Below are 20,931 nucleotides of genomic sequence, written 5' to 3'. Positions count from 1 at the left end.
AACGGGCCCTTAGCATTGTGATGAAACTGATTGATAAATATTCCCAATTGAAATATACTTTTGGTACAAGCCGCCCTTTTTATCGATTAGCATCAAGAACAATTTCCTGACCATTTTTATATATGTATTGCTTCCATTATTGATGAGGGAAGGATGGTTTTTTTGGGAAAATTATCGACTGGCGTTTTCAAATTCATGTTTTATTTTGTTCCTTTATCAAGTGATTCAGCTGGAATTGCAGAAGTCAAACCAGATTACAGGCTCTATGTCATGGCGCCATTGGGTCAAATAACAGACTGGGACGCCTTTAGAGCGGAGTTGGAGCTACTGAAGGAAAATGGTGTATACGCCATAACGACAGATATATGGTGGGGGCTGGTCGAGAGTGAAAAAGATAATCAGTTTGATTGGTCTTATTATCAAAAGTACAGTGAGGCAGTGGAGGCATCCGGTTTAAAATGGGTCCCCATTTTGTCCACACATCAATGTGGCGAAAATGTAGGAGATGTTTGCAGCTATCCCATTCCTAGCTGGCTCTGGAAGGAAGACTCTGCCGAAAACATGGCATTCAAGAGCGAAAGCGGGGACTGGAATAAAGAAGTACTCGCCCCTTGGTGGGAAGGTACCTCAATTCAATATGAGGAATTGTACAGGTCCTTTGCAAAGAATTTCTCAGATAAAAGAAATTTGATTGCAAAAATATACTTAAGTGCAGGACCGGCAGGGGAATTAAGATATCCTTCCTATCAGAAAACGAATGGTTGGAAATATCCGGGAAGGGGGGAACTTCAAGCTTATACAGATGGTGCGAAATCGGATTTCAGGCTTTCAATGAAAGAAAAATATGCATCGATAACCAAACTTAATGTCGCTTGGGGAAAAAGGTATACGAACTGGGATGAGATTCAGCCGCCAAATAACGGAGATGAATTTTTCAAGGTAGGCGGTGCAATTGACACTGCATTTGGAATAGACTTTATGAAATGGTATCAGGGAACACTGGAAAAACATCTTGCAAGTATCTCAAGATTGGCCCATAAGCATTTTGATCGTGTCTTCAAAGTTCCCATTGGAGCTAAAATCTCAGGAGTCCATTGGAAAATGAATGATCCGTTCATGCCACATTCGGCCGAGTATAGTGCTGGGTACTATAACTACTCCCAACTTCTTGATCAATTCAAGAAATCCAAATTGGCCCTCACCTTCACATGCTTGGAAATGGGGGACTCCGCCGCTCAAACGGCGCCCCAGTATAGCTCACCTAAAACATTGGTTGCGCAAATTGCTACATTGGCTACAAAAAAGGGTCTATCGCTTAACGGTGAAAACGCCTTAGCCATCAACGATGTAGGTAGCTATGATAATATAGCGGAAATGGTTTTCAACTATGGTTTTGATGGTTTCACCTTCTTAAGAATGTCCTATTTATTCGATGATAAAGGAAATCCAACAGCAGAGTTACGATTGTTGGCGGATAAATTGCAAAGCAAATCGATTCCGGTTACATTCACCGTTGATAATGTCCCAGCGACACGGGGGGTATACTTAATTGGAGATAGAGGGGAAATCGGAAGGTGGAATCCAGTCGATTATGAATATAAACTGACTCAAAGTGAAAAAGGCAATTGGAGCGGAACCTTCCGTTTAGCTGCCAATCAATCTTATCAATTCAAGTTCATCATGAAAGATGAAAATGGCAAGATTACATGGCAGCAAGGTGAGAATAAAAATCTAACCACCCCAATGGCTGGCAAAGGTGCGTATACATCTTCCTGGTAGTTTGTAAGGGTGACTGCGAACCTAAGTGAAAGCCGTAATCTAAATGTAAATCGTTTGTCATTGGAATGCTCTTGATGTTAGCCGTTTATCCATATACACTTAAATACGATTGAGGAGTGGATAAGTTGAAAGAAGTAACAAGAGATCAATTAATTTTTAAAGAGCATTTATCGATGATCGAACAATTTTCATTGAAGGATTTTATGTTTAAGTGGCTCGGTAGCCCAGATGAAGGATTGGATGACTTACTTCCGCTTACGTACACAGAACAAGGCTTTGCAAAGATGGAAACGACACCGGAAACCACTATTAACATGAACAACGATGAAACGTTCAGATATGTCACCATTACTAAAGATAATCAAATAGTTATGGGCGGCTTGTGCAGAGACCAAGAGTCTACCTTTCGGATTTTGTCTTTGGATGAGCGTCTAGGAAACTGCTAAAAGGCTGCTCATGATTATATGAACTACCAATATAAGCTAATGTAAAATGAAGGTTAATCCTCTCAGACCGTAGCTAAACTCGATGATCCCGGAGTTTGGCTACGTTTTTTGTGTTGTTAAACTCCGTTAGAACGCAGAAAAGCTCTGTTGGAAAGCTTCCGCTTGAACGTTACTTTCCACTTCATGCACCCTTCTTTCCGAGGTCAGTCCGCCCTTGGCTCTTTTTCGTATGCAAGATCTCCCCTATGTGCTCTCCCGGCAATATCTCCTTTGCCCGCCGTTTAGAGGGCAGGCGAAGAAATTGGAACACCGAAGAGGGTCATATGGTGGTGTCCCCGTGAAACATTTGATTTAGTATCGTAACCTTTGGCTGCTCGCAGCGTATCCACCTATAAGCACTAGCTATTACACCCTTTTATTTTTTCACTTTGCAACGCATGTGCTTCATCAGACATTTTGCGAAGGATTTTTTCGTTTTCTTCCGGTTTCATCATATGCTAACGGGAGTATGGGAGGCTTGAAAGCAAAATGTTCTTTCAAAATAAATCCAAATGTGGGATCTTCATGGTGTATGATAAAGGTTGAAGCAAATTATAACGCTTGAAAGGGGAATGGAAAATGGGGAAGACGTTGGCGGAATCGCTAAAAATGCTTTTGAATGAGACGTTTGAGGGACCGGAAAATGGAGGAAGCTATTATACAGATACAAGACCGAATGCAGGCATTTTTGGCACTCTTGAAGATGTCGGCGCGGAAGATGCATCTCTTTCCATTCACGGATCGACTATAGCCGCTCACGCTGACCACATCCGTTATTATTTATGGGTGATCCGGACGATGATCAGTGGCGAGGAGTTTGAAAAGGATTGGGGTGCTAGCTGGACCATTTCTCAAGTTGATGAGGCAAAATGGACCGAAATCAAGGAAGGGCTACAAACTGAATACCACACTCTTTTAGCCGAAATCGATACAATCGATTTAGAGGAATGGCTAACAAATGTGAATGCGACCATCGCCCATTCCGCTTATCATCTTGGAGCCTTAAGACAAATGCTAAAAGCACTCGAAAGTGAAAAATAAAGACTATTAGTGAAATCCAACTGAAACCCAGCATTGAATGCTGGGTTTATATCCATTGATTTAACATGAAGCCACATGTAGATTCTTGTTGAATTGTGTCAGATTACCCTCATCATTTAACATATTTAAAAAGGGTTCAAGGCGTAATCGGAGAAATAGTAGTATCATGACGTTTTTGGGAAGGGAATGTTGCTTGCATGACTATCAAAGAAAGGAGGGCTTTTTAATCAAAAAGAACCTTATGGCATTTTTAAGTCTAGTTTGTTGTGCATCCTTTGGGCAAATACCGTGGTCTTCAGATGTTTTGGCTGAACAAAAAACCTTCATCATTGCGGTCGAAACTGCCCTCCCTCCATTTTCATTTAAAAATGAAGCCAATGAAATGGACGGCATCAATATTGAATTAATGGAGGAAATAGCAAAAAATAGCGGTGCTGTTTTCGAGTATGTTCCGATGGAGATACAAGAAGCGGAAAAAGCATTAATGAATGGTGAGATCGATGCCCTTGTCGGCAGTACCTATAGTATCGAAAAAGATAATCAACTTGATTTCACCCAGCCTTACTTTACCATGTCCCAATCGATCATCATCCCAAGCAATAGGAAAAAGGATATCCATACGCTGACGGATTTACGCGATGCCCACGTAGTCCTGGACCATACAACTCCAGTAATCGGCACTTTTCTCAATATGAGAAATACCAACTTAACGACTGTATCGAATCAATACTCCGGAGTGTTAACGTTATTGAATGGACGCGCAGATGTATTCATCGGAAACAAATGGACAGCGGAATTTTATTTGAAAAAACTCCGCAAGGAAAAACAGTACATCATTCTTGATGAGGTCATTGAACCTGCGGATTATACGATTGCTGTAAAGCAAGGAAATCAAACGCTACTATTCATGATGGACAATGCACTCACTGAACTTAAAGCCAATCGACAATTAAATGGGATCATCGATAAATGGATCATGCCGCAATCCGATCGAAAAATCGCTAGACTGGAGCAATTCATATTTTGGTTGACCATGATATTAACCGCAGGAGCCATCATTCTTTTCATTATTTACATATGGAATCAAAAGCTTAAAAAATCCGTTCATGCCAAGACACGAACATTGCATCTATTGAATGAGGATTTAAAGAAACAACGCCAAAAACTCGCGAATAGTGAAGCTTTCAAAGAACAAATATTAAACAATATCGATGCGGGCATCATTACCTACAATCATGATTTCCTCATTACAAGCTGCAATGAAAAGGCATCAGACATCCTGAACATTTCCAAGGAAATGATTCTGAATATTTCGAATCATAATGAGTTTTTGAAGATGTTCGATGCTTCCTATCCTAAACAAGGAGAAAAAAAGGGTACAGGGTCCCTTCGGATTCGAGCTTTAAATGGACAGCACGAGCAAAAGGTGATTTCCTATTCGATGCATAAAATGTTCAATACGGAAAAGTCACATACCGGGTACTTACTTTCCATGAATGATGAAACGGAGAAGAAAACATTGGAGAAAAGATTGATCACACAGGAAAAGCTGCACGCACTTGGTCAACTGGTTGCCGGGGTTGCTCATGAAATTAGAAACCCGTTAACCTCAATAAAAACATTCATAGACTTGCTTCCGAGCAAATACGATAAACCTCAATTCCGACAAGTTCTAATGGAGCATTTACCTAATGAGGTCAACCGCCTTAATGCGATAGTTACTGATTTAATTGAATATGCACGCCCACGGCCGCCGAATATAACGAATTGCCCTGCCCATGAACTTATATCATTACTTGCTTTCCATAAGGTGACAATGGAAAAAAAGAAAATAAATTTTGAACAGGCAATTGATGAGAACCTTATCTTTTATATAGATTTACAACAGATCCACCAAGTTATTCTTAATTTAATATTGAATTCAATTCAAGCTGTGGAAGAAAAAGTCGAAAAAATAATTAAAATTACAATTAATAAAGAAAATGAAAAAACGGGGCGGATCAGCATATCCGATACAGGGAAAGGAATCAAGCAGGAAGATCAGAATCATATTTTCGAACCATTTTATACAAATAAAGATAAAGGCGTCGGTTTGGGACTCACGTTATCGTATAGGCTCATTAAAGAAAACAACGGAGATATCCAGGTGAAAAGCCATCCCGATTGTGGAACGACATTCACCATCTTACTCCCATTATCTACGACCGAAACCATGAAGGAGGAAGATCAATATGAAGTTACATGTATTAGTGATCGATGATGAACTCGCTATTTGCAGCGCCTTAACCTTCGCATTGGAGGATTCGTATCAAGTCACGGCAACGACAGACCCGGATGAAGGTCTTCGAAAAATTGAAAATCATCCTTTTGATATCGTTCTGCTTGATTTGAGGATAGGCAATAAAAGCGGACTTGATATCCTTCAAAAAATCAAACAATTGGCTCCTAATCTGGCAGTCATCATGATGACGGCTTACTCATCCATCGATACTTCCATTGAGGCCATAAAAAAAGGGGCCTATTATTATATCGAAAAGCCCTTAAATATTGAAGAACTTTCGTTGCTTATGATTAGGGCCACTGAATTCACTCAGATGACGAATCAATTGGAGACACTTCATGAAGAATTGGATAAGCAGAGGGGATCAGGGAACTTTCTCGGTAACAGCAGGCCGATGCAGCGCATTTTTTCAATGATTGAAAGAGTGAAAGACATTGATTCCAGTGTCCTTATTACAGGAGAAAGCGGGACGGGCAAAGAGCTTGTAGCTCGAAACATCCATACGCTGGGAAGAAGGAAAAACAAGCCCATGCAAATTGTCAATTGTGCTGCAATACCCGAAATGCTGCTGGAATCTGAATTGTTCGGATACGAAAAGGGAGCTTTTTCAGGTGCCACCCACAGGAAGGATGGGAAGTTCGTTGCCGCTAATGGAGGCATTTTGTTTCTTGATGAGATTAGTGAAATGCCCCTTCCCCTCCAAGCCAAGCTATTAAGGGTATTACAGGAACGGGAAGTGACTCCGCTCGGATCCAATACGAAACGATCTTTGGACGTCCGAATAATTAGTGCAGCGAATAAAAATCTCGAACAAATGGTGATGGATGGGGAGTTTAGGGAGGATTTATTTTTCAGGCTCAATGTCATCCCCATTTCCGTGCCTCCGCTTAGAGAAAGGAAAGAAGATTTACCGATCCTGATGGATTATTATATGAAAAAACATGCTAGTGACATGAACCAGGAGGACAAGACATTTTCAGCCGCAGCACGGCAGATTTTGCTCGATTATCATTATCCCGGGAATGTCCGCGAGCTTGGTAACATTATAGAATATGCGGTAGCTCTATCAAATTCGAAATGCATGGAGGATACAGACCTGCCACAATATGTTCAAGAACAAAAGTTCGTCTTTCGGCCAGATGTGCTGGAGGATGATCATAACAGTTTTCGCGTTCCCATTGGCATATCCATGAAAGAAATAGAAGAAAAAGTCATAACCGCCACTTTGCACTACTGTAAGAATCATCGGCAAAAAACAGCGCAAGTCCTAAAAATATCAGAAAGAAGCCTGCGTGATAAAATTAAACTCATTTCAAAAAATGAATAAGATAACAACTGAACCGGCAAATTTTTCTGGATATCCGGAAAAATTTTCCGGTTTCCTGTAGATAAAACGGCATTTTTCTCGTCTTTGCGCGGTAACTTCATTTGGCATGCTACTTGCAACTAAAACAGAGTAAGAAAGGAGAACACGATGAAAAATGGAACATTATCCCTAAAATTAACTATATTACTTTGTTTCATAACGGGATGTTCTTTTATGAATGAACAGCAGGAAATATATAAACCTGCTTCTTCCCTTCAGGGACAACCCATTGGTGGTGGACAGGATTTATCGAATAGGATGCTGATCATAGCAACCGGAGACATGTCAGGTGTTTATTTTTCATTAGGTCAGAGGCTGTCTGCCATGTACGAAAAATATAACGGGGCCATATCAGGGACCCAGGTCACCCAAGCTTCCATCGAAAACACCGAGCTCGTCAGCCAACACCGCGCAGAAATTGGTTTTACGACAGTGGACGTACTTGAGTTGCCTTATACGGATGATTCAAGGTTACGTGTATTAACGACCCTATATTCCAACTATGTTCAGCTAGTTACCACCAAGCAACATGATATTGATTCCTTGGACGATTTAGCTGGGAAGAGGGTTAGTGTTGGTACAAGCGGAAGTGGTACTAGGCTGATTGCAGAAAGAATCCTTTTGGAATCAGATTTACAGCCTGAACAATTGAATTTATCCTATCTTTCTTTTTCCCAGGCTGCCGAAGCGTTGCAAAATGGTTCCATTGATGCCGCTTTCTTTTCTTCAGGAATTCCGAATAATGAAATCGCTTACACATCCGAGCAAACGGAGCTTTCAATCATTCCGATACCGAATGAAATTATTGACCGTCTGCAAAAGCAATATGGTGTATACACCCAAAATGAAATTCCCATTGATACATACAAGGGAATGAATAAAGGGGTTCAAACGATTTCCATCAAGAATGTCTTGATCACTTACGATGAAATGTCCGATAAGCATGCTTACAATCTTGTAAAAACATTATATGAGCATTTGCCTGAGCTACAGGCTACACATCCCGCCGCTTCTGATATTTCAATGAGTGTTGCAGCCGAACAAGTTCCGCTCGAAATTCATTCTGGCGCCATGAAATATTTTACCGAACATGGGTTGAAGAAAAAATGAAAAAACGGAGGAAATGAGTATGAAGAAAATAATGAGTATCTTTTCAATAATGATTTTGATTGCTCTTACAGGCTGCGGTAACCCGACTCCTCAAAAGCCGGGGGAAGCCGTACAAACGAATTCAGGAGAAAAAGGAGAGAAGAAAATAACGATTGCCGGAAATGGAGGCGTCATTGAAAGCGCGATACGGGATGTAATTGCTCCAAAGTTCAAAGAAGAAACAGGGATAACCGTCAATTATATCTCTGGACTATCAGGTGAAATCCTTTCTAAAGTGGAATTGCAGAAAAACGCTCCACAAATTGATATTGCCTTTTTTGTTCCAGTGGACGTGATACGGGCTAAGGATAAGGACCTGATCGAACCGGTTGATGCCTCCAATGTGCCGAATATGAAATCGGTGGACCCGCGCTTCATTCCGACTGAGAATGCAGCTGCCCCCGTATTCGGTTTGGTCATTGCCCCAGCTTATAATACGGAAACCTTTAAAAAGAAAAATTTAAAACCAATTGAATCCTGGAATGATCTTGTCTCACCGGCTTACGAAGGGAAAACGGCCTTTGCGGATATTACGAATGACTGGGGCTTCAATACCCTAAATGGTTTAGCGCTATCAAACGGTGGCACTACGGAAAACATCGAACCAGGTCTTGAAAAAGCAAAAGACCTTGCTGGCTATTCCAATACGTTTTATAAAAACTCGACGCAGATGATGCCTGCGATCCAGCAAGGAGCCGCGGATGTAACGGTCATGGGCAGCTATTCGATAGGTGAACTGGCAGTTTCGGGTATTCCCATCAAAATGGCTGTACCGAAAGAAGGTGTGCCGCTACAGGCTTTCAGTGCAGGGCTTGTGAAGAATACGCCCAATAGTAATGAAGCACTTGAATTCATAAACTATTTAGTCAGTGAAGAAGCGCAACAATTCATTTCCGAAAAAGGATTTTATCCGACGGTGGAAGGGATGAAACTACCGGGGAAATATGAAGAATCAATCGGACTAAAGGATAGTGACAAAACATTCAAACCTGATTTCGCCAAGTTCGCCGAAATCCGTGCTCAGGTGTCGGACAGATGGGCAAAAGAGGTGACTCCTGAATTAGGAAAAAAACTTAAATAATAAGGAGTGTGCAGATCATATGGAAGTAGTTAAAAAAGAAGCAAAAACCACCAGGGTGACCATGGAGCCCATTCATCGATCCGAGACAACCAAAAATGATGTGGAGATAAAAGGCGCATTTAAGCAGTTTGGTACGAATGTTGTTCTCAATGGGATCGACCTCGAGGTGAAACAAGGGGAACTGCTCACCCTTCTTGGCCCTTCAGGATGCGGCAAGTCGACCACCTTGAACCTCATCGCAGGATTTCTCGATGCGGATCGGGGCGAGGTCCATATTAAAGGCAATAATGTGACAAAGGTTCCACCTTATAAAAGAGATTTAGGAATGGTTTTTCAAACGTATTCCCTTTTTCCCCATATGACAGTCTATGAAAATCTAAGTTTCGGGTTGAAATTACGTAAGGTCGGAAAGTCCGAACAAAAAAAGAAAATAAGCAAAGCGCTTGAATTAGTGAAAATGTCCGGGCTCGAGAATCGTTATCCAAGGGAACTATCAGGAGGACAGCGCCAGCGTGTTGCCATTTCGAGGGCACTTGTCGTCGAGCCCGAGCTCCTCCTTCTTGATGAACCCCTTTCAAACCTCGATGCCAAGTTACGGCACGAATTGAGGACAGAGATCAAGCGCTTGCAAAAGGAAATTGGCGTCACGACCATTTTTGTCACACATGACCAGGAAGAGGCTCTTTCCATGTCGGATCGAGTAGTTGTCATGAATGCGGGGAAAATCGAACAGATCAGTACCCCGACTGATATATACAATCATCCCAAAACTGAATTCGTCTTTCAATTCATCGGAAAATCGAATTGCTTTGAAGGGAACGTGACGGCTAGTGATAATCGAAAAATCACAGTCCTGATAGGCTCTGATATCACTCATGTCGACGCCGATAATATTATGGGTGATGATGGTTCCTTGATTCCAGGAGATGCGGTCAAAATTTATATCAGACCTGAAAAGCTGGAGATCATTTCCGCCAATGGAACAGATTCACCGCCACCAGACTTCCATCTTGCCAGAATCACCCAAATCAATTATCTTGGTACATCTTGGGAGATCAATGTGCTGCTCCAAGGAAAGAGCATTCAAGTATTGACTTCCGCTTTTGATTCTTCATGGCATATTGGAAGTGAGGTGTTTATCGGATGGAGCCCATCAGAAGTTATGCTAGTCAAGAAATAGAAACGGAAACGAATCCGATTGAGCCGCAGCAGAAACCTAAACTCAAGAAAAGGAAGGCGTGGGTGCCAGGGTTACTGCTTTTAACGCCCATTCTGCTATTCATATTCGGTTTCTTCGTCATACCGATGTTATACATCCTATATTTAAGCTTTATATCAACCGATAATCTCGGGGCAGAGGATGCCGTATACAGCCTGAAAAACTATACCCAATTATTTTCCGATACCTACTACCTATCCTCTTTATGGCTGACTGTAAAAATCAGTTTATATTCCGTATTGGTCGCTTTATTCCTAGGGTATCCTGTAGCTTTGACAATGGCAAGAAGTTCAGCGCGAATCAGAGGTTACATCACCCTCTTGATCGTCTCGCCGCTCTTGGTAAGTATCGTTGTGCGGAATTTTGGATGGTACCTGCTGTTACTGCCAAACGGAACGATCAATCAAACCTTGATGGCGCTCGGGATAATCAATGCGCCATTGAAACTATTATTTTCGGAAATCGGTGTGGTGATCGGACTATCCAATGCCTATCTGCCGTTCATGATCCTATCGATCGTTGCCAGCCTTTATAATATCGACCCTTCCCTGGACAAGGCGGGAGCCATACTTGGTGCTAGCCCCTTCCGAAGGTTCTTTTCCATAACATTGCCGTTGAGCATTCCTGGAATCGTATCAGGCTGCATCCTTGTGTTCAGCTTATCGATGAGTGCATATGTCACGCCGGCACTCATGGGTGGAGCCAACGTCCCGGTCATGCCTGTTGTCATATACGACCAGATTAATAACCTGCTTCACTGGACATTCGGATCTGCCCTTTCTTATATTCTATTGGCAACGACGGTCATTTCAGTGACCATTTTTACTAGAATGTTTGAAAAAGGGAAATTCAAGGAGGTTTTCCGATGATGAAAGCGTTTAGTGGCCTTCGGATTGCCTTAGCCGTGTTGGCAATCATTTATATCTTGATTCCGCTGATCGTCGTCATCCCAGCATCTTTTACAAGTGCGAACTATCCTAGTTTTCCAGCCGATGGGTTTTCGTTGCAATGGTACACGAAAATCTTGGAGCGCCCTGAATTTCTCGAAGCATTTTTCAACAGTGCAAAATTTGCCGCGTTGGCTGCACTTTTCTCCGTCATATTCGGGACTTTGGGGGCACTTGGAATCGCAAAGTATGACATACCGGGAAAATCTTATATTACAGCCCTTTTAACGTCTCCATTAAGCGTCCCTCAATTGGTTTTGGGGATAGCGCTGTTAATGTACTTTACACCAATGATGCTAGCCGGGACGTCTACTGGGTTCCTAATTGCCCATATCGTCATTTGCATCCCGTATGTCATGAGGCTTGTGTTGACCGGTTTAAGCGGATTTGATTACAATCTTGAACGTGCCGCAGCGATATTGGGAGCCAATCCTGCGACTGTATTCCTAAAAGTGACGCTGCCACTGATCGGATCTGCGGCCATCTCGGGAGGTTTATTTGCCTTCTTGACATCTTTTGATAATGTGACGGTCTCCCTTTTTATGGTATCACCAGAAATGCGCACGCTGCCAATCGAGATTTTCTCCCAAATGCAGGATGCCTACAATCCAATCGTCGCTTCCGTTTCAAGCGTAGTCATTTTCATATCCGTGCTGCTGATCATCATTCTAGAAAAAATCCAAGGTGTCGGGAAAGTTTTTGGCGGTTCACATCACACAAATGGATGACCGCTATGAGCCTAGAAAGGAAGTGAAGCATATGGAGCAGGTTGCCCTTGATGCTCTTAGTCAAATCATTCCTGAAAGTCGGATGTTCCTTGATTTAGCGGAGCGGTATTGTTATAGCTATGACGCTTCTTTTGGGGAGTATTTACCTGAAGTCGTCCTACAGCCTATAAACGTGAAGGAAGTCAGTGAGTTAGTGAAATTGGCCAATGTACACAAAATCCCCGTTTCCCCTAGAGGAGCGGGCACATCTCTAAGCGGCGGCCCATTACCTGTAAAAGGGGGGATGGTTCTTGATCTGACCCTTTTACGGGATAAATTGATTATTGACAGGGAAAACATGCTTGCCATTGTGTCTCCAGGAGTGATAACTGCAGCCATCCATAAAAAAGCCGAGGAAGCGGGGTTGTTTTATCCACCTGACCCAAGCAGTTCCAATGTTGCCACAATAGGCGGGAATTTATTAGAAAATTCGAGCGGACCAAAAGGGTTGAAGTATGGAACGACTAAAGAATATGTGATCGGCTTAGAAGTGGTCACACCTACAGGAGAAATCATCCGTACTGGCGGAAAGACTGTGAAAAATGTGACCGGGTACGACTTGACCCGTTTAATCGTCGGTTCGGAAGGTACCTTGGGGATCGTGACGGAGGCGATCATCCGCTTGATTCCAAAGCCGCAAAGTCGAAAAACCTTTGTGGCCCACTTCAATCATTTCATTGACTCGGGCCATGCGATAACAAGCATTTTATCATCAGGGATTCTGCCTTCATCCTTGGAATTGATGGATCAGGCATGCATTCGTGCTGTGGAAAGCTATCGGCCTTCAGGCTTGCCGTTACGAGCAGAGGCCATCTTGATCATCGAAATCGATGGTCATCCGTTGGCAATTGAAGAAGAAATCAACAAATGCGCGGATATTTGCAGAGCTAAGGGGGCTTCCTACGTCAAGATAGCGGAATCGGAGGATGAACGTGACACAATATGGAGCGCGCGTAAATTGGTGTCCCCGGCCATCACCCAAATGGGGCCAACAAAAATCTCGGAAGATGCCACGGTCCCACGCAATCGAATTCCGGCGATGATGGAGAGATTAAAGCAAATCCGCGATAAATATGAATTGAACTTGGTTGTATTCGGTCATGCCGGTGATGGAAATTTGCACCCGAACATCATTACCGACAAACGAAATAAAGCGGAAATGAAAAAAGTCGAGCTTGCCGTTAGTGAAATTTTCGAAGCGGCGATAGAACTGGGCGGAACGCTTTCCGGGGAACATGGAATCGGTACATTGAAGTCACCCTATATGGAAATGGAATTAGGGATAAATGGAGTAAATATGATGAAGAAAATTAAAGAAGCCTGGGATCCCAATAATATTTTGAATCCTGGCAAGATTTTTCCTGAAAAGGGCCAGACAAAGGTCGTGTTGGTTACATGAATGCACCTGCCACATCCAACAAAGAAAATGGAGCGGTTCAACAATTGCATACTGATGCCTATGACTGGACAAACCAATGCGTTAAATGCGGGTATTGCTTGCCAGCATGCCCAACATATGAATCAATGGGTGTGGAATCCGCTTCACCACGCGGTCGAATCAATCTAGTCAAACTTGCTGCCGAGGGAAAAATAGATTTTCAAAAGGATTTAAGCGGGCCGATCGAGCTTTGTTTAGGTTGTCGCGCCTGTGAAACGGCCTGTCCGGTCGGAGTTCCATACGGGCATATATTGGAGGCCGCTAAGGAAGCGATTGCACCTTACACGCCTAAAAAGATGAAAAAATTAAAGAAGCTGGCATTGGTTCATCTTTTTCCTTATCCAGAACGGATGACGCTGCTCGGAAATGGAGTCATGTTTTATCAAAAATCAGGGTTATCCAAGCTTGTTCGTTCTTCGAAATTGCTCAAAAAAATTTCACCTGCTCTGGCCCATTTAGAACAGGCGCTTCCGCCAATCGAATCTCCCTCGAAACGGTTCAAGCCAGGGACGGTCATACCAGCCAAAGAGGAAACGCGATTAAGGGCAGCCTTCTTCACTGGCTGCATCATGGATTCAATGATGTCACGCATCAACCGTCTTACCATCGAACTGCTTACCCTGGTGGGATGTGAGGTCGTACTCCCGGCAAATCAAAGCTGTTGCGGTGCGCTCCATTCCCATCAAGGCGAAGCGATGCAAGCAAAGGCCCTGGCGAAACGAAATATCCAGGCTTTCATGCAAATCGATGCAGATGTCATTGTCAATAATGCTGGGGGGTGCGGTGCTTCGCTTCAGGAATATGAACAGCTATTGGCCGATGATTGTGAATGGGCGGGTGCAGCAATGGACTTTTCAAAAAAATCGCAAGATATCAGCCAAATTCTTCATCATTTAGGGCCGCTTCCTTTTACTGAAGAATATCGCGGCATCGTTACTTTTCAGGATTCCTGTCACTTACGCAATGTACAGAAGGTGCAAAAGGAACCGCGTTTACTATTGCAATCGATACCAGGAATCATTTACGTGGAAATGGAAGGATATGACCGTTGCTGTGCATCTGGAGGCATCTACAATCTTCTCCATTTTGAGGAATCGATGAAAATCCTGGATGGAAAAATGAACGACCTTAATAAAACGATGGCGACTACAATCGTGACGGTTAATCCTGGGTGCCAAATGCAAATGAACATCGGCATCCAAAAGGATGGCGCGGCAAACCATATCAAAAGCATGCATCTTGTTGAAGTTCTTGCCAAGGCCTGTGGCTTGAAGTGACAGTTGAACTTCAAGGCTGTTGAAAACATGGAGGATGACGACAGGCATCGATAAAGTTCGTGATTTGCAGCATGTTACGAAATTTAACTATATTAAAATATGGAAAAGGGTATAATGAGGAAGGGAATAATGGATTTCAAGTAGAGGATTTATGCAGGATCGGAATTACTTGTCGTTAAATATCCAGATATTTACACAAAGACAGAAGGAGAAATGATTCATTTGAAAAATAAAGAAACAAAAATGATCGAGTTACCTGAAAACTATGAGGAATTAAAAAAGTCCGCCAATCGTAAATCTAATTGGAGGGAACGTTTGGATGCGATAGAAGAGTTAGGACAATGGAAAAACCAACAAGTAATCGATATACTAACCAATATCATGAACAGTGATTCCGTTTATAAAGTTCAGGAGGCATCCTACCGTCAATTGAAAAGATTAGGAGAAGACGTTCAATTGCCAGCCAGAAAAAAAGGGGAATTGGTTAAAGGGTTAGCGAAAATCTTATTAAGAATTAAGAAGAGCTTGCCTGAAAACCATACGTATGAAGAATTCAAGGAAAAACTACAGAAGATGCGGATGGATATATATGATACGTATGAGGGGGAAAAGGGCGCAGACTTCGATAAATGGCTTGAGGGCACATGGTCTTCCTTATCGAAACGATAACCTTCACTCAAAAGGGAAATCAACGTTACGGATATTACAATACTAACAAGCCCAACTTCTCTGTAACCTTATAGAGAAATTGGGCTTGTTTGTTACTTCATATAAGCAACAACTATCTTCTTTGATTTATGATTGTCTTTCCAAAAATGAATGAGCATAAATGAAATGAACGAAAACGAATGAACTTAATAATCATGATTAGCACTCTCCGATAATTACACTTTTACACTAAATACCATTCATTATTCTATATTAGCTTTCAATATTCAAAAAATGGACGATTATTTCCCTTCTGCAGCTATCTATTTAATGAAGCTCTAGACACATTTTGTAATCTCGCATATTCGTTTACAGGCATATTTCTTCCTTTACATTGCTTAACTTCATTCGGCTGGCCAATTATATACTTTTGCTTTGAAAAGACCATTTTTGCTAGAACAGTTATTCTAAATTCCAACATATTAAGAGCGTGTTTTAAGCAATTTTTCCATAAAACACGCTCTTTCTTTTTGTTTGTTCATCAAGGTTATAAGTATCAAATCAAACCAACATTATTCCAAAGCTGTAAATGCGACAATATCATTTTTTGTAAAAAATAAAACTTGAACACCGTTGACCACAGAGGTCAACGGGAGTGAAATATAACTGACTGAAGTGGTCAATCTAATTTTAAAGAATGAAAGAAAAGAGGCTACCCCTATGTTTTCTACTTGCACTTATTATTGCTGTTCCTAACATTGGAGGTAATAATCCTTTTCATACATAAAAATACGCAGTCCGTTATTTGCTATGATTCGTATAAATTTATGCAAAACAGTGTAATGTAGGATGAAAAGCTTTAAAATATCAGTATAAGTTTAGTGTGCTTTTGGAATGTAAATAATGATTATTACCATTAAATTATGAATGTCCTAGCTAAATACTATATTACTTCAAATAAGATATAATGATATTAAGGTTTTTTGCAAAGAGAGAGCAGGAGGTATTAAGAATGAAGGCTAAGATAGGAGATGTGGCAAAATCAGCGGGTGTTTCACCTACAACGGTTTCAAGGGTTTTAAATGATCGTGGTTATATAAGTGACAAGACTAGGGAAAAAGTGCAAAAAGCGATGAAAGAGCTTAACTATTTCCCTAACGATGTTGCGCGATCTTTATTTAAAAAACGTTCAAACCTGATTGGGATAATCTTACCAACGACATCCAATCCGTTTTTTGGTGAACTTACTTTCCATCTCGAGAATATTTGTAATTCTCTAGGTTATAAAGTGTTGCTTTGTAATAGTTTAAATCAGATGGATAAAGAAGAAAGATATTTAGAGATGTTATTACGAAATCAGGTGGATGGGATCATCGTTGGGACACATAACCAGGGAATTTTAGATTATCACAAACAAAACTTGGCAATTGTCGCTATCGATCGCTATTTATCGGATACAGTTCCTGTAGTAAGTTCTGATAATTATGAAGGCGGAAAAATTGCAACAGAATTGCTAATTACAGAGGGGTGTAAGCACGTTGTTCTAATTGATTCAGTAGGAGAATTGGAAACACCAGCTAGATTAAGAAGGAATGCATACGTGGACATTATGCTGAAAAATGGAAAAAAGCCGATAATCTACGAAATCCCGAAAATTTTTGATCGCCAAAGCCAAAGGGAGGTTGCTGACATTATTTTTACGGAACACCCTGAAGTAGACGGTGTTTTTGCAACAAATGATTTATTTGCTGCTTCCTTTATAGCGGAAGCTAAAAAGCGTGGAAAAGATGTTCCAGGTCAGATAAAGGTAGTTGGCTATGACGGAACGGAAACCGTTCAAACATTATTTCCAGAATTAACAACGATTAAGCAACCGATAAACTTAATGGCTAAAAAAGCGATAGATATTTTGGACAGACAAATGGAAGGAGAATTTAATAATCTTCAACTGGAAACCAGTCTGCCGATAACATTATTAAGAGGATCTACTACTTAAAACATTGCATAAGCAGTGTTTTTCTTATGTCATCCCGTTGACATGTGGTACCGGTTGACATATAATGATTTTGCAAGTGCTTTCATTGTTGAAAATGGGGGCAGAATTGTTTCTACTATCAAATCTTAAACAGTAGAAAAGTTACAGTATGAAAGGTTTTGATTTTTACAAACATTAAACTGGCAAGTAAGGTGCATTCTTGCTTCCCGAATCAAAGGAGGTAATCGGCAGGTAAACAAGTATGACTAAACAGCTTTCAGGTTTTAGGCAGTAAGGCTCAATAATGAAAAGTTCGCGAAAATAGTAAGCGGTACCATTCATGATCGTTGATAAAGAAATCTGTAATGAAAAGTCTTTCTATCATATTCACAGATATCATAAGTTGAAAATGCTTTAAAGGAATATATATTTGAAAGTTTTTACGGTGAAATCCATCCTATTCCAAAAGATGAAATCGATTTCAGTTTTTTGTGTCGCAACCTGTTCCATCATATTTCTACTGAAAGATAGGTGATAACATGCAAACGTTCAAAAATAAGAATTATTGGTTTTCATCGGGTTATTTGTTTCTTTTCTTTATTACATGGTCATTTTGGTGGTCCTTTTATTCGATTTGGTTAAATGGAACGATTGGTTTGACAGGATCACAAACGGGAACAATTTTTTCCATTAACTCTTTTCTTTCACTCATATTTATGATTCTCTATGGTGTGATTCAAGATAAGATTGGCACGAAGAAATACCTCATCTGGTTCCAGAGTATTTTCCTTATGGGAATAGGTCCTTTTTTTATCTTTGTGTATGAACCGCTATTGCAGTCAAACTTCTATACAGGTGCTATACTTGGCGGGCTGTATTTTGGAGCTGGTTTCATTGCTGGGGTTGCATTTATAGAATCCTATGCGGAGAAGCTTAGCCGTAAGTACACCTTTGAATACGGTACATCAAGAATGTGGGGCTCAATCGGGTATGCATGTGCGACATTCATAGCTGGGATATTATTGAGCATTAACCCTCATATTAATTTTTGGTTGGCTTCGCTTGCAGGGGTTGGTTTCTTTATCTTAAACTGTTTCTTTAAAAATGAAGTGAGTGCAAAGGAAGAAGAAAAAACAGCAAATTTGAGTGTAAAGGACATTCTTACAATCTTCAGTGTGAAAAAATTCTGGTACTTCGTTGCATTCCTTTTTGGAACTGCTTGTATATATACTATTTATGATGTTCAGCTATTTCCTATTTATTTCACCCAACATTTTGAGGATGTAAAAACCGGCTATCAAGTTTATGGCTATCTAAACTCATTCCAAGTCTTACTTGAATCAGCAATGCTGTTTGTCGCTCCATTTATCGTAAATCGAATTGGTGCAAAACAGGCTTTGATTTTAGCTGGTTTCGTCATGGGATCGAGAATTGTAGGGTCAGCACTTGTCGACAGCGCTGTTGGCATTTCACTTATCAAGCTTTTGCATGGTGTCGAACTTCCTATTTTACTCGTAGCGATTTTTAAATATATCTCACTAAATTTCGACCAAAGGCTTTCTGCGACGATTTACTTAATTGGTTTTAAAGTGTCTGGGGAGGTTGGTGTCATTTTCTTTTCATCCTTAATTGGTAAACTCTATGACACAACAAGTTTTGAAACGACGTACTTTGTGCTTGGCGCAATTGTCTACATCTTTACTTTCACTGCTATGTTTTTCTTGAGCAACCAACATTCAAAAAAAGCTGAGTTCATATCCTATGAAATAAGGAAAAATGGCTAAGGAACAACAGCTTTGTGCAAATGATTACTATCTCATCAATACAATGTCTTTAAATTCAGTTATGTTCAATTGGATTATTGAACTTTACTTCTATATTAAATAGGCATCACTCCAAACTGAAACCGGTTGACACAGGAAAAGAGCAAGAAAGGATGTAAAAGAAACAAAAAAGCTAGATAAGGAGATAACAAAATGATTACACAAAATAAACTACAGCAAGCGCAGGATGCTTTGAATCATGCGATAGGAAAGGTCAAGAATAAATATCGGTTAGGTTATCACATTATGGCGCCTGCTAACTGGATGAACGATCCCAACGGCTTGATACAGTACAAAGGGGACTACCATGTGTTTTATCAACACAATCCATATGATGAAAATTGGGGACCCATGCACTGGGGACACGTAAAAAGTAAGGATCTCGTTCACTGGGAACACTTACCTATTGCCCTTGCTCCAGGAGATACGTGTGATACCAATGGATGTTTTTCTGGAAGTGCGGTTGATAATAACGGCGAATTGACGTTAATATACACAGGTCACCATGATGTGGATAAAGAAACGGATATTATTTATGAAAATCAAAATATTGCCGTCAGTACAGATGGCATAACTTTTCATAAAATTGTTGAAAATCCAGTCATTCCTGAACCTCCTGCAGATAGTAATACTCATTTTCGTGATCCTAAAGTGTGGAAACATAAAGATTCATGGTATATGGTAATCGGTAATTCAACAGAAGACAAGATTGGACGAGTCATCTTATATCGTTCCCTCGATTTACGTAAATGGTCATACGTAGGTGTATTGGCAGAAGGAAACGAAACACTCGGATTTATGTGGGAATGCCCGGATTTCTTTGAATTGGACGGAAAATTCGTTTTACTTATTTCACCTCAAGGTATGAAAGCAGAGAAAGATTTATATAATAATCTCTATCAAACGGGTTATTTAGTAGGAGATTATGATTACCAGACAAATGATTTTACACATGATTCATTTATCGAATTGGATCACGGTCACGACTTTTATGCAGTTCAAACGCTTGTCGATGATAAAAATCGTCGAATAGCCTTTGGGTGGATGGACATGTGGGAGTCGGATATGCCTACAAAAGCAGATGGATGGTGTGGTGCCTTAACATTGCCACGTGAATTAACGTTAGGTAAGGATCATAAGCTTTTGATGAATCCTGTTCAAGAGTTGGATGCCTTACGTAATGCGGAACACAATATAATCCGGCAACAAAAGGTTGCTGATAGTTACTTGGTGGAGGTCAATGAAGAGTTACTTGAAATTAAAGCTGTTTTTGATTTAGAGAATTGTCATGCATCAGCTATAGGGGTAAAAATCCGTGGAGTCAATGAAGAAGAAACTGTTCTAACGTACAATTTAAATCAACAAAAACTAACACTCGATTGCTCTAAATCTGGGAGGGTAAATGATGGAAGAAGAACGGCCACTCTTGAAGCAAACGAGTTGCTTTCCTTACGAATCTTTGTTGATCGATCCTCTATCGAGATTTTTGCAAACGAAGGACAAACGACGATGACCAGTCGCATTTATCCGATTGAAGAAAAGTTGGGTATCGAGGTTTTTACTGAAAATGGGGAAGTCAGAATTAAAGAATTGACATATTGGAGCTTAAAGGATATTTGGGAATAAAACAAAATAACGAAGGAACAGGTATGCCA

The 20,931-nt window shown here is 40.8% G+C and carries 16 protein-coding genes; all 16 read left to right on the top strand.

The window, feature by feature from the left end:
- The first annotated feature begins 153 nt into the window (after positions 1–153).
- Entirely contained in the window at positions 154–1,779 is a 1,626-nt protein-coding gene (locus ABE28_RS11720; protein ID WP_064465043.1) for a family 14 glycosylhydrolase, read from the top strand.
- Positions 1,780–1,904: 125 nt separating this feature from the next.
- Complete coding sequence (locus tag ABE28_RS11715) at positions 1,905–2,225, top strand: hypothetical protein (protein WP_064465044.1); 321 nt, start codon at positions 1,905–1,907, stop codon at positions 2,223–2,225.
- Between the two features lie 618 nt (positions 2,226–2,843).
- The gene (locus ABE28_RS11710) at positions 2,844–3,305 is read left to right on the top strand and encodes a hypothetical protein (protein ID WP_064465045.1); all 462 of its coding nucleotides are present in this window, start codon (positions 2,844–2,846) and stop codon (positions 3,303–3,305) included.
- Between the two features lie 193 nt (positions 3,306–3,498).
- Entirely contained in the window at positions 3,499–5,565 is a 2,067-nt protein-coding gene (locus ABE28_RS11705) for a transporter substrate-binding domain-containing protein (protein ID WP_167353400.1), read from the top strand.
- A complete protein-coding gene (locus tag ABE28_RS11700) occupies positions 5,537–6,913 on the top strand; it encodes a sigma-54-dependent transcriptional regulator (RefSeq protein WP_064465047.1) in 1,377 nt (458 codons plus the stop codon). The genes ABE28_RS11705 and ABE28_RS11700 overlap by 29 nt, the downstream gene beginning before the upstream one ends.
- A gap of 147 nt (positions 6,914–7,060) precedes the next feature.
- Positions 7,061–8,062: a TAXI family TRAP transporter solute-binding subunit gene (locus ABE28_RS11695; protein ID WP_064465048.1), complete on the top strand. Its 1,002-nt coding sequence runs from the start codon at positions 7,061–7,063 to the stop codon at positions 8,060–8,062.
- 19 nt (positions 8,063–8,081) lie between these two features.
- Positions 8,082–9,182 carry an ABC transporter substrate-binding protein gene (locus ABE28_RS11690; protein WP_064465049.1) on the top strand — a complete coding sequence of 367 codons (1,101 nt, stop codon included), beginning with the start codon at positions 8,082–8,084 and terminating at the stop codon, positions 9,180–9,182.
- 61 nt (positions 9,183–9,243) lie between these two features.
- Positions 9,244–10,362, top strand: a complete 1,119-nt coding sequence (locus tag ABE28_RS11685) for an ABC transporter ATP-binding protein (protein ID WP_064465318.1) — start codon at positions 9,244–9,246, stop codon at positions 10,360–10,362.
- The gene (locus ABE28_RS11680) at positions 10,326–11,270 is read left to right on the top strand and encodes an ABC transporter permease (RefSeq protein WP_064465050.1); all 945 of its coding nucleotides are present in this window, start codon (positions 10,326–10,328) and stop codon (positions 11,268–11,270) included. The genes ABE28_RS11685 and ABE28_RS11680 overlap by 37 nt, the downstream gene beginning before the upstream one ends.
- Complete coding sequence (locus ABE28_RS11675; protein WP_156775940.1) at positions 11,270–12,076, top strand: ABC transporter permease; 807 nt, start codon at positions 11,270–11,272, stop codon at positions 12,074–12,076. Before ABE28_RS11680 ends, ABE28_RS11675 begins: the two co-directional genes overlap by 1 nt.
- Positions 12,077–12,107: 31 nt before the next feature.
- A complete protein-coding gene (locus ABE28_RS11670) occupies positions 12,108–13,514 on the top strand; it encodes an FAD-binding oxidoreductase (RefSeq protein WP_064465319.1) in 1,407 nt (468 codons plus the stop codon).
- Positions 13,511–14,830, top strand: coding sequence for a (Fe-S)-binding protein (locus ABE28_RS11665; protein WP_064465052.1), 1,320 nt, complete (start codon positions 13,511–13,513; stop codon positions 14,828–14,830). Before ABE28_RS11670 ends, ABE28_RS11665 begins: the two co-directional genes overlap by 4 nt.
- A gap of 213 nt (positions 14,831–15,043) precedes the next feature.
- A complete protein-coding gene (locus ABE28_RS11660) occupies positions 15,044–15,499 on the top strand; it encodes a HEAT repeat domain-containing protein (RefSeq protein WP_064465053.1) in 456 nt (151 codons plus the stop codon).
- A 991-nt stretch (positions 15,500–16,490) separates the two neighbouring features.
- Entirely contained in the window at positions 16,491–17,474 is a 984-nt protein-coding gene (locus ABE28_RS11655) for a LacI family DNA-binding transcriptional regulator (RefSeq protein WP_064465054.1), read from the top strand.
- Positions 17,475–17,992: 518 nt separating this feature from the next.
- Positions 17,993–19,237: an MFS transporter gene (locus ABE28_RS11650; RefSeq protein ID WP_064465055.1), complete on the top strand. Its 1,245-nt coding sequence runs from the start codon at positions 17,993–17,995 to the stop codon at positions 19,235–19,237.
- A 192-nt stretch (positions 19,238–19,429) separates the two neighbouring features.
- A complete protein-coding gene (locus tag ABE28_RS11645; RefSeq protein ID WP_064465056.1) occupies positions 19,430–20,902 on the top strand; it encodes a glycoside hydrolase family 32 protein in 1,473 nt (490 codons plus the stop codon).
- Positions 20,903–20,931: the final 29 nt, after the last annotated feature.

Source organism: Peribacillus muralis, assembly GCF_001645685.2.
Taxonomy (GTDB): domain Bacteria; phylum Bacillota; class Bacilli; order Bacillales; family DSM-1321; genus Peribacillus; species Peribacillus muralis_A.
Note: the sequence above shows the minus strand (reverse complement) of the source record. Positions and strands in the feature narration are given on the sequence as shown.

Coding starts and splice junctions, on each gene's coding strand:
- ABE28_RS11720 (WP_064465043.1), top strand. CDS start 154: ATGGTTTTTTTGGGAAAATTATCGACTGGCGTTTTCAAATTCATGTTT.
- ABE28_RS11710 (WP_064465045.1), top strand. CDS start 2,844: ATGGGGAAGACGTTGGCGGAATCGCTAAAAATGCTTTTGAATGAGACG.
- ABE28_RS11700 (WP_064465047.1), top strand. CDS start 5,537: ATGAAGTTACATGTATTAGTGATCGATGATGAACTCGCTATTTGCAGC.
- ABE28_RS11695 (WP_064465048.1), top strand. CDS start 7,061: ATGAAAAATGGAACATTATCCCTAAAATTAACTATATTACTTTGTTTC.
- ABE28_RS11690 (WP_064465049.1), top strand. CDS start 8,082: ATGAAGAAAATAATGAGTATCTTTTCAATAATGATTTTGATTGCTCTT.
- ABE28_RS11685 (WP_064465318.1), top strand. CDS start 9,244: ATGGAGCCCATTCATCGATCCGAGACAACCAAAAATGATGTGGAGATA.
- ABE28_RS11680 (WP_064465050.1), top strand. CDS start 10,326: ATGGAGCCCATCAGAAGTTATGCTAGTCAAGAAATAGAAACGGAAACG.
- ABE28_RS11675 (WP_156775940.1), top strand. CDS start 11,270: ATGAAAGCGTTTAGTGGCCTTCGGATTGCCTTAGCCGTGTTGGCAATC.
- ABE28_RS11670 (WP_064465319.1), top strand. CDS start 12,108: ATGGAGCAGGTTGCCCTTGATGCTCTTAGTCAAATCATTCCTGAAAGT.
- ABE28_RS11665 (WP_064465052.1), top strand. CDS start 13,511: ATGAATGCACCTGCCACATCCAACAAAGAAAATGGAGCGGTTCAACAA.
- ABE28_RS11660 (WP_064465053.1), top strand. CDS start 15,044: ATGATTCATTTGAAAAATAAAGAAACAAAAATGATCGAGTTACCTGAA.
- ABE28_RS11655 (WP_064465054.1), top strand. CDS start 16,491: ATGAAGGCTAAGATAGGAGATGTGGCAAAATCAGCGGGTGTTTCACCT.
- ABE28_RS11650 (WP_064465055.1), top strand. CDS start 17,993: ATGCAAACGTTCAAAAATAAGAATTATTGGTTTTCATCGGGTTATTTG.
- ABE28_RS11645 (WP_064465056.1), top strand. CDS start 19,430: ATGATTACACAAAATAAACTACAGCAAGCGCAGGATGCTTTGAATCAT.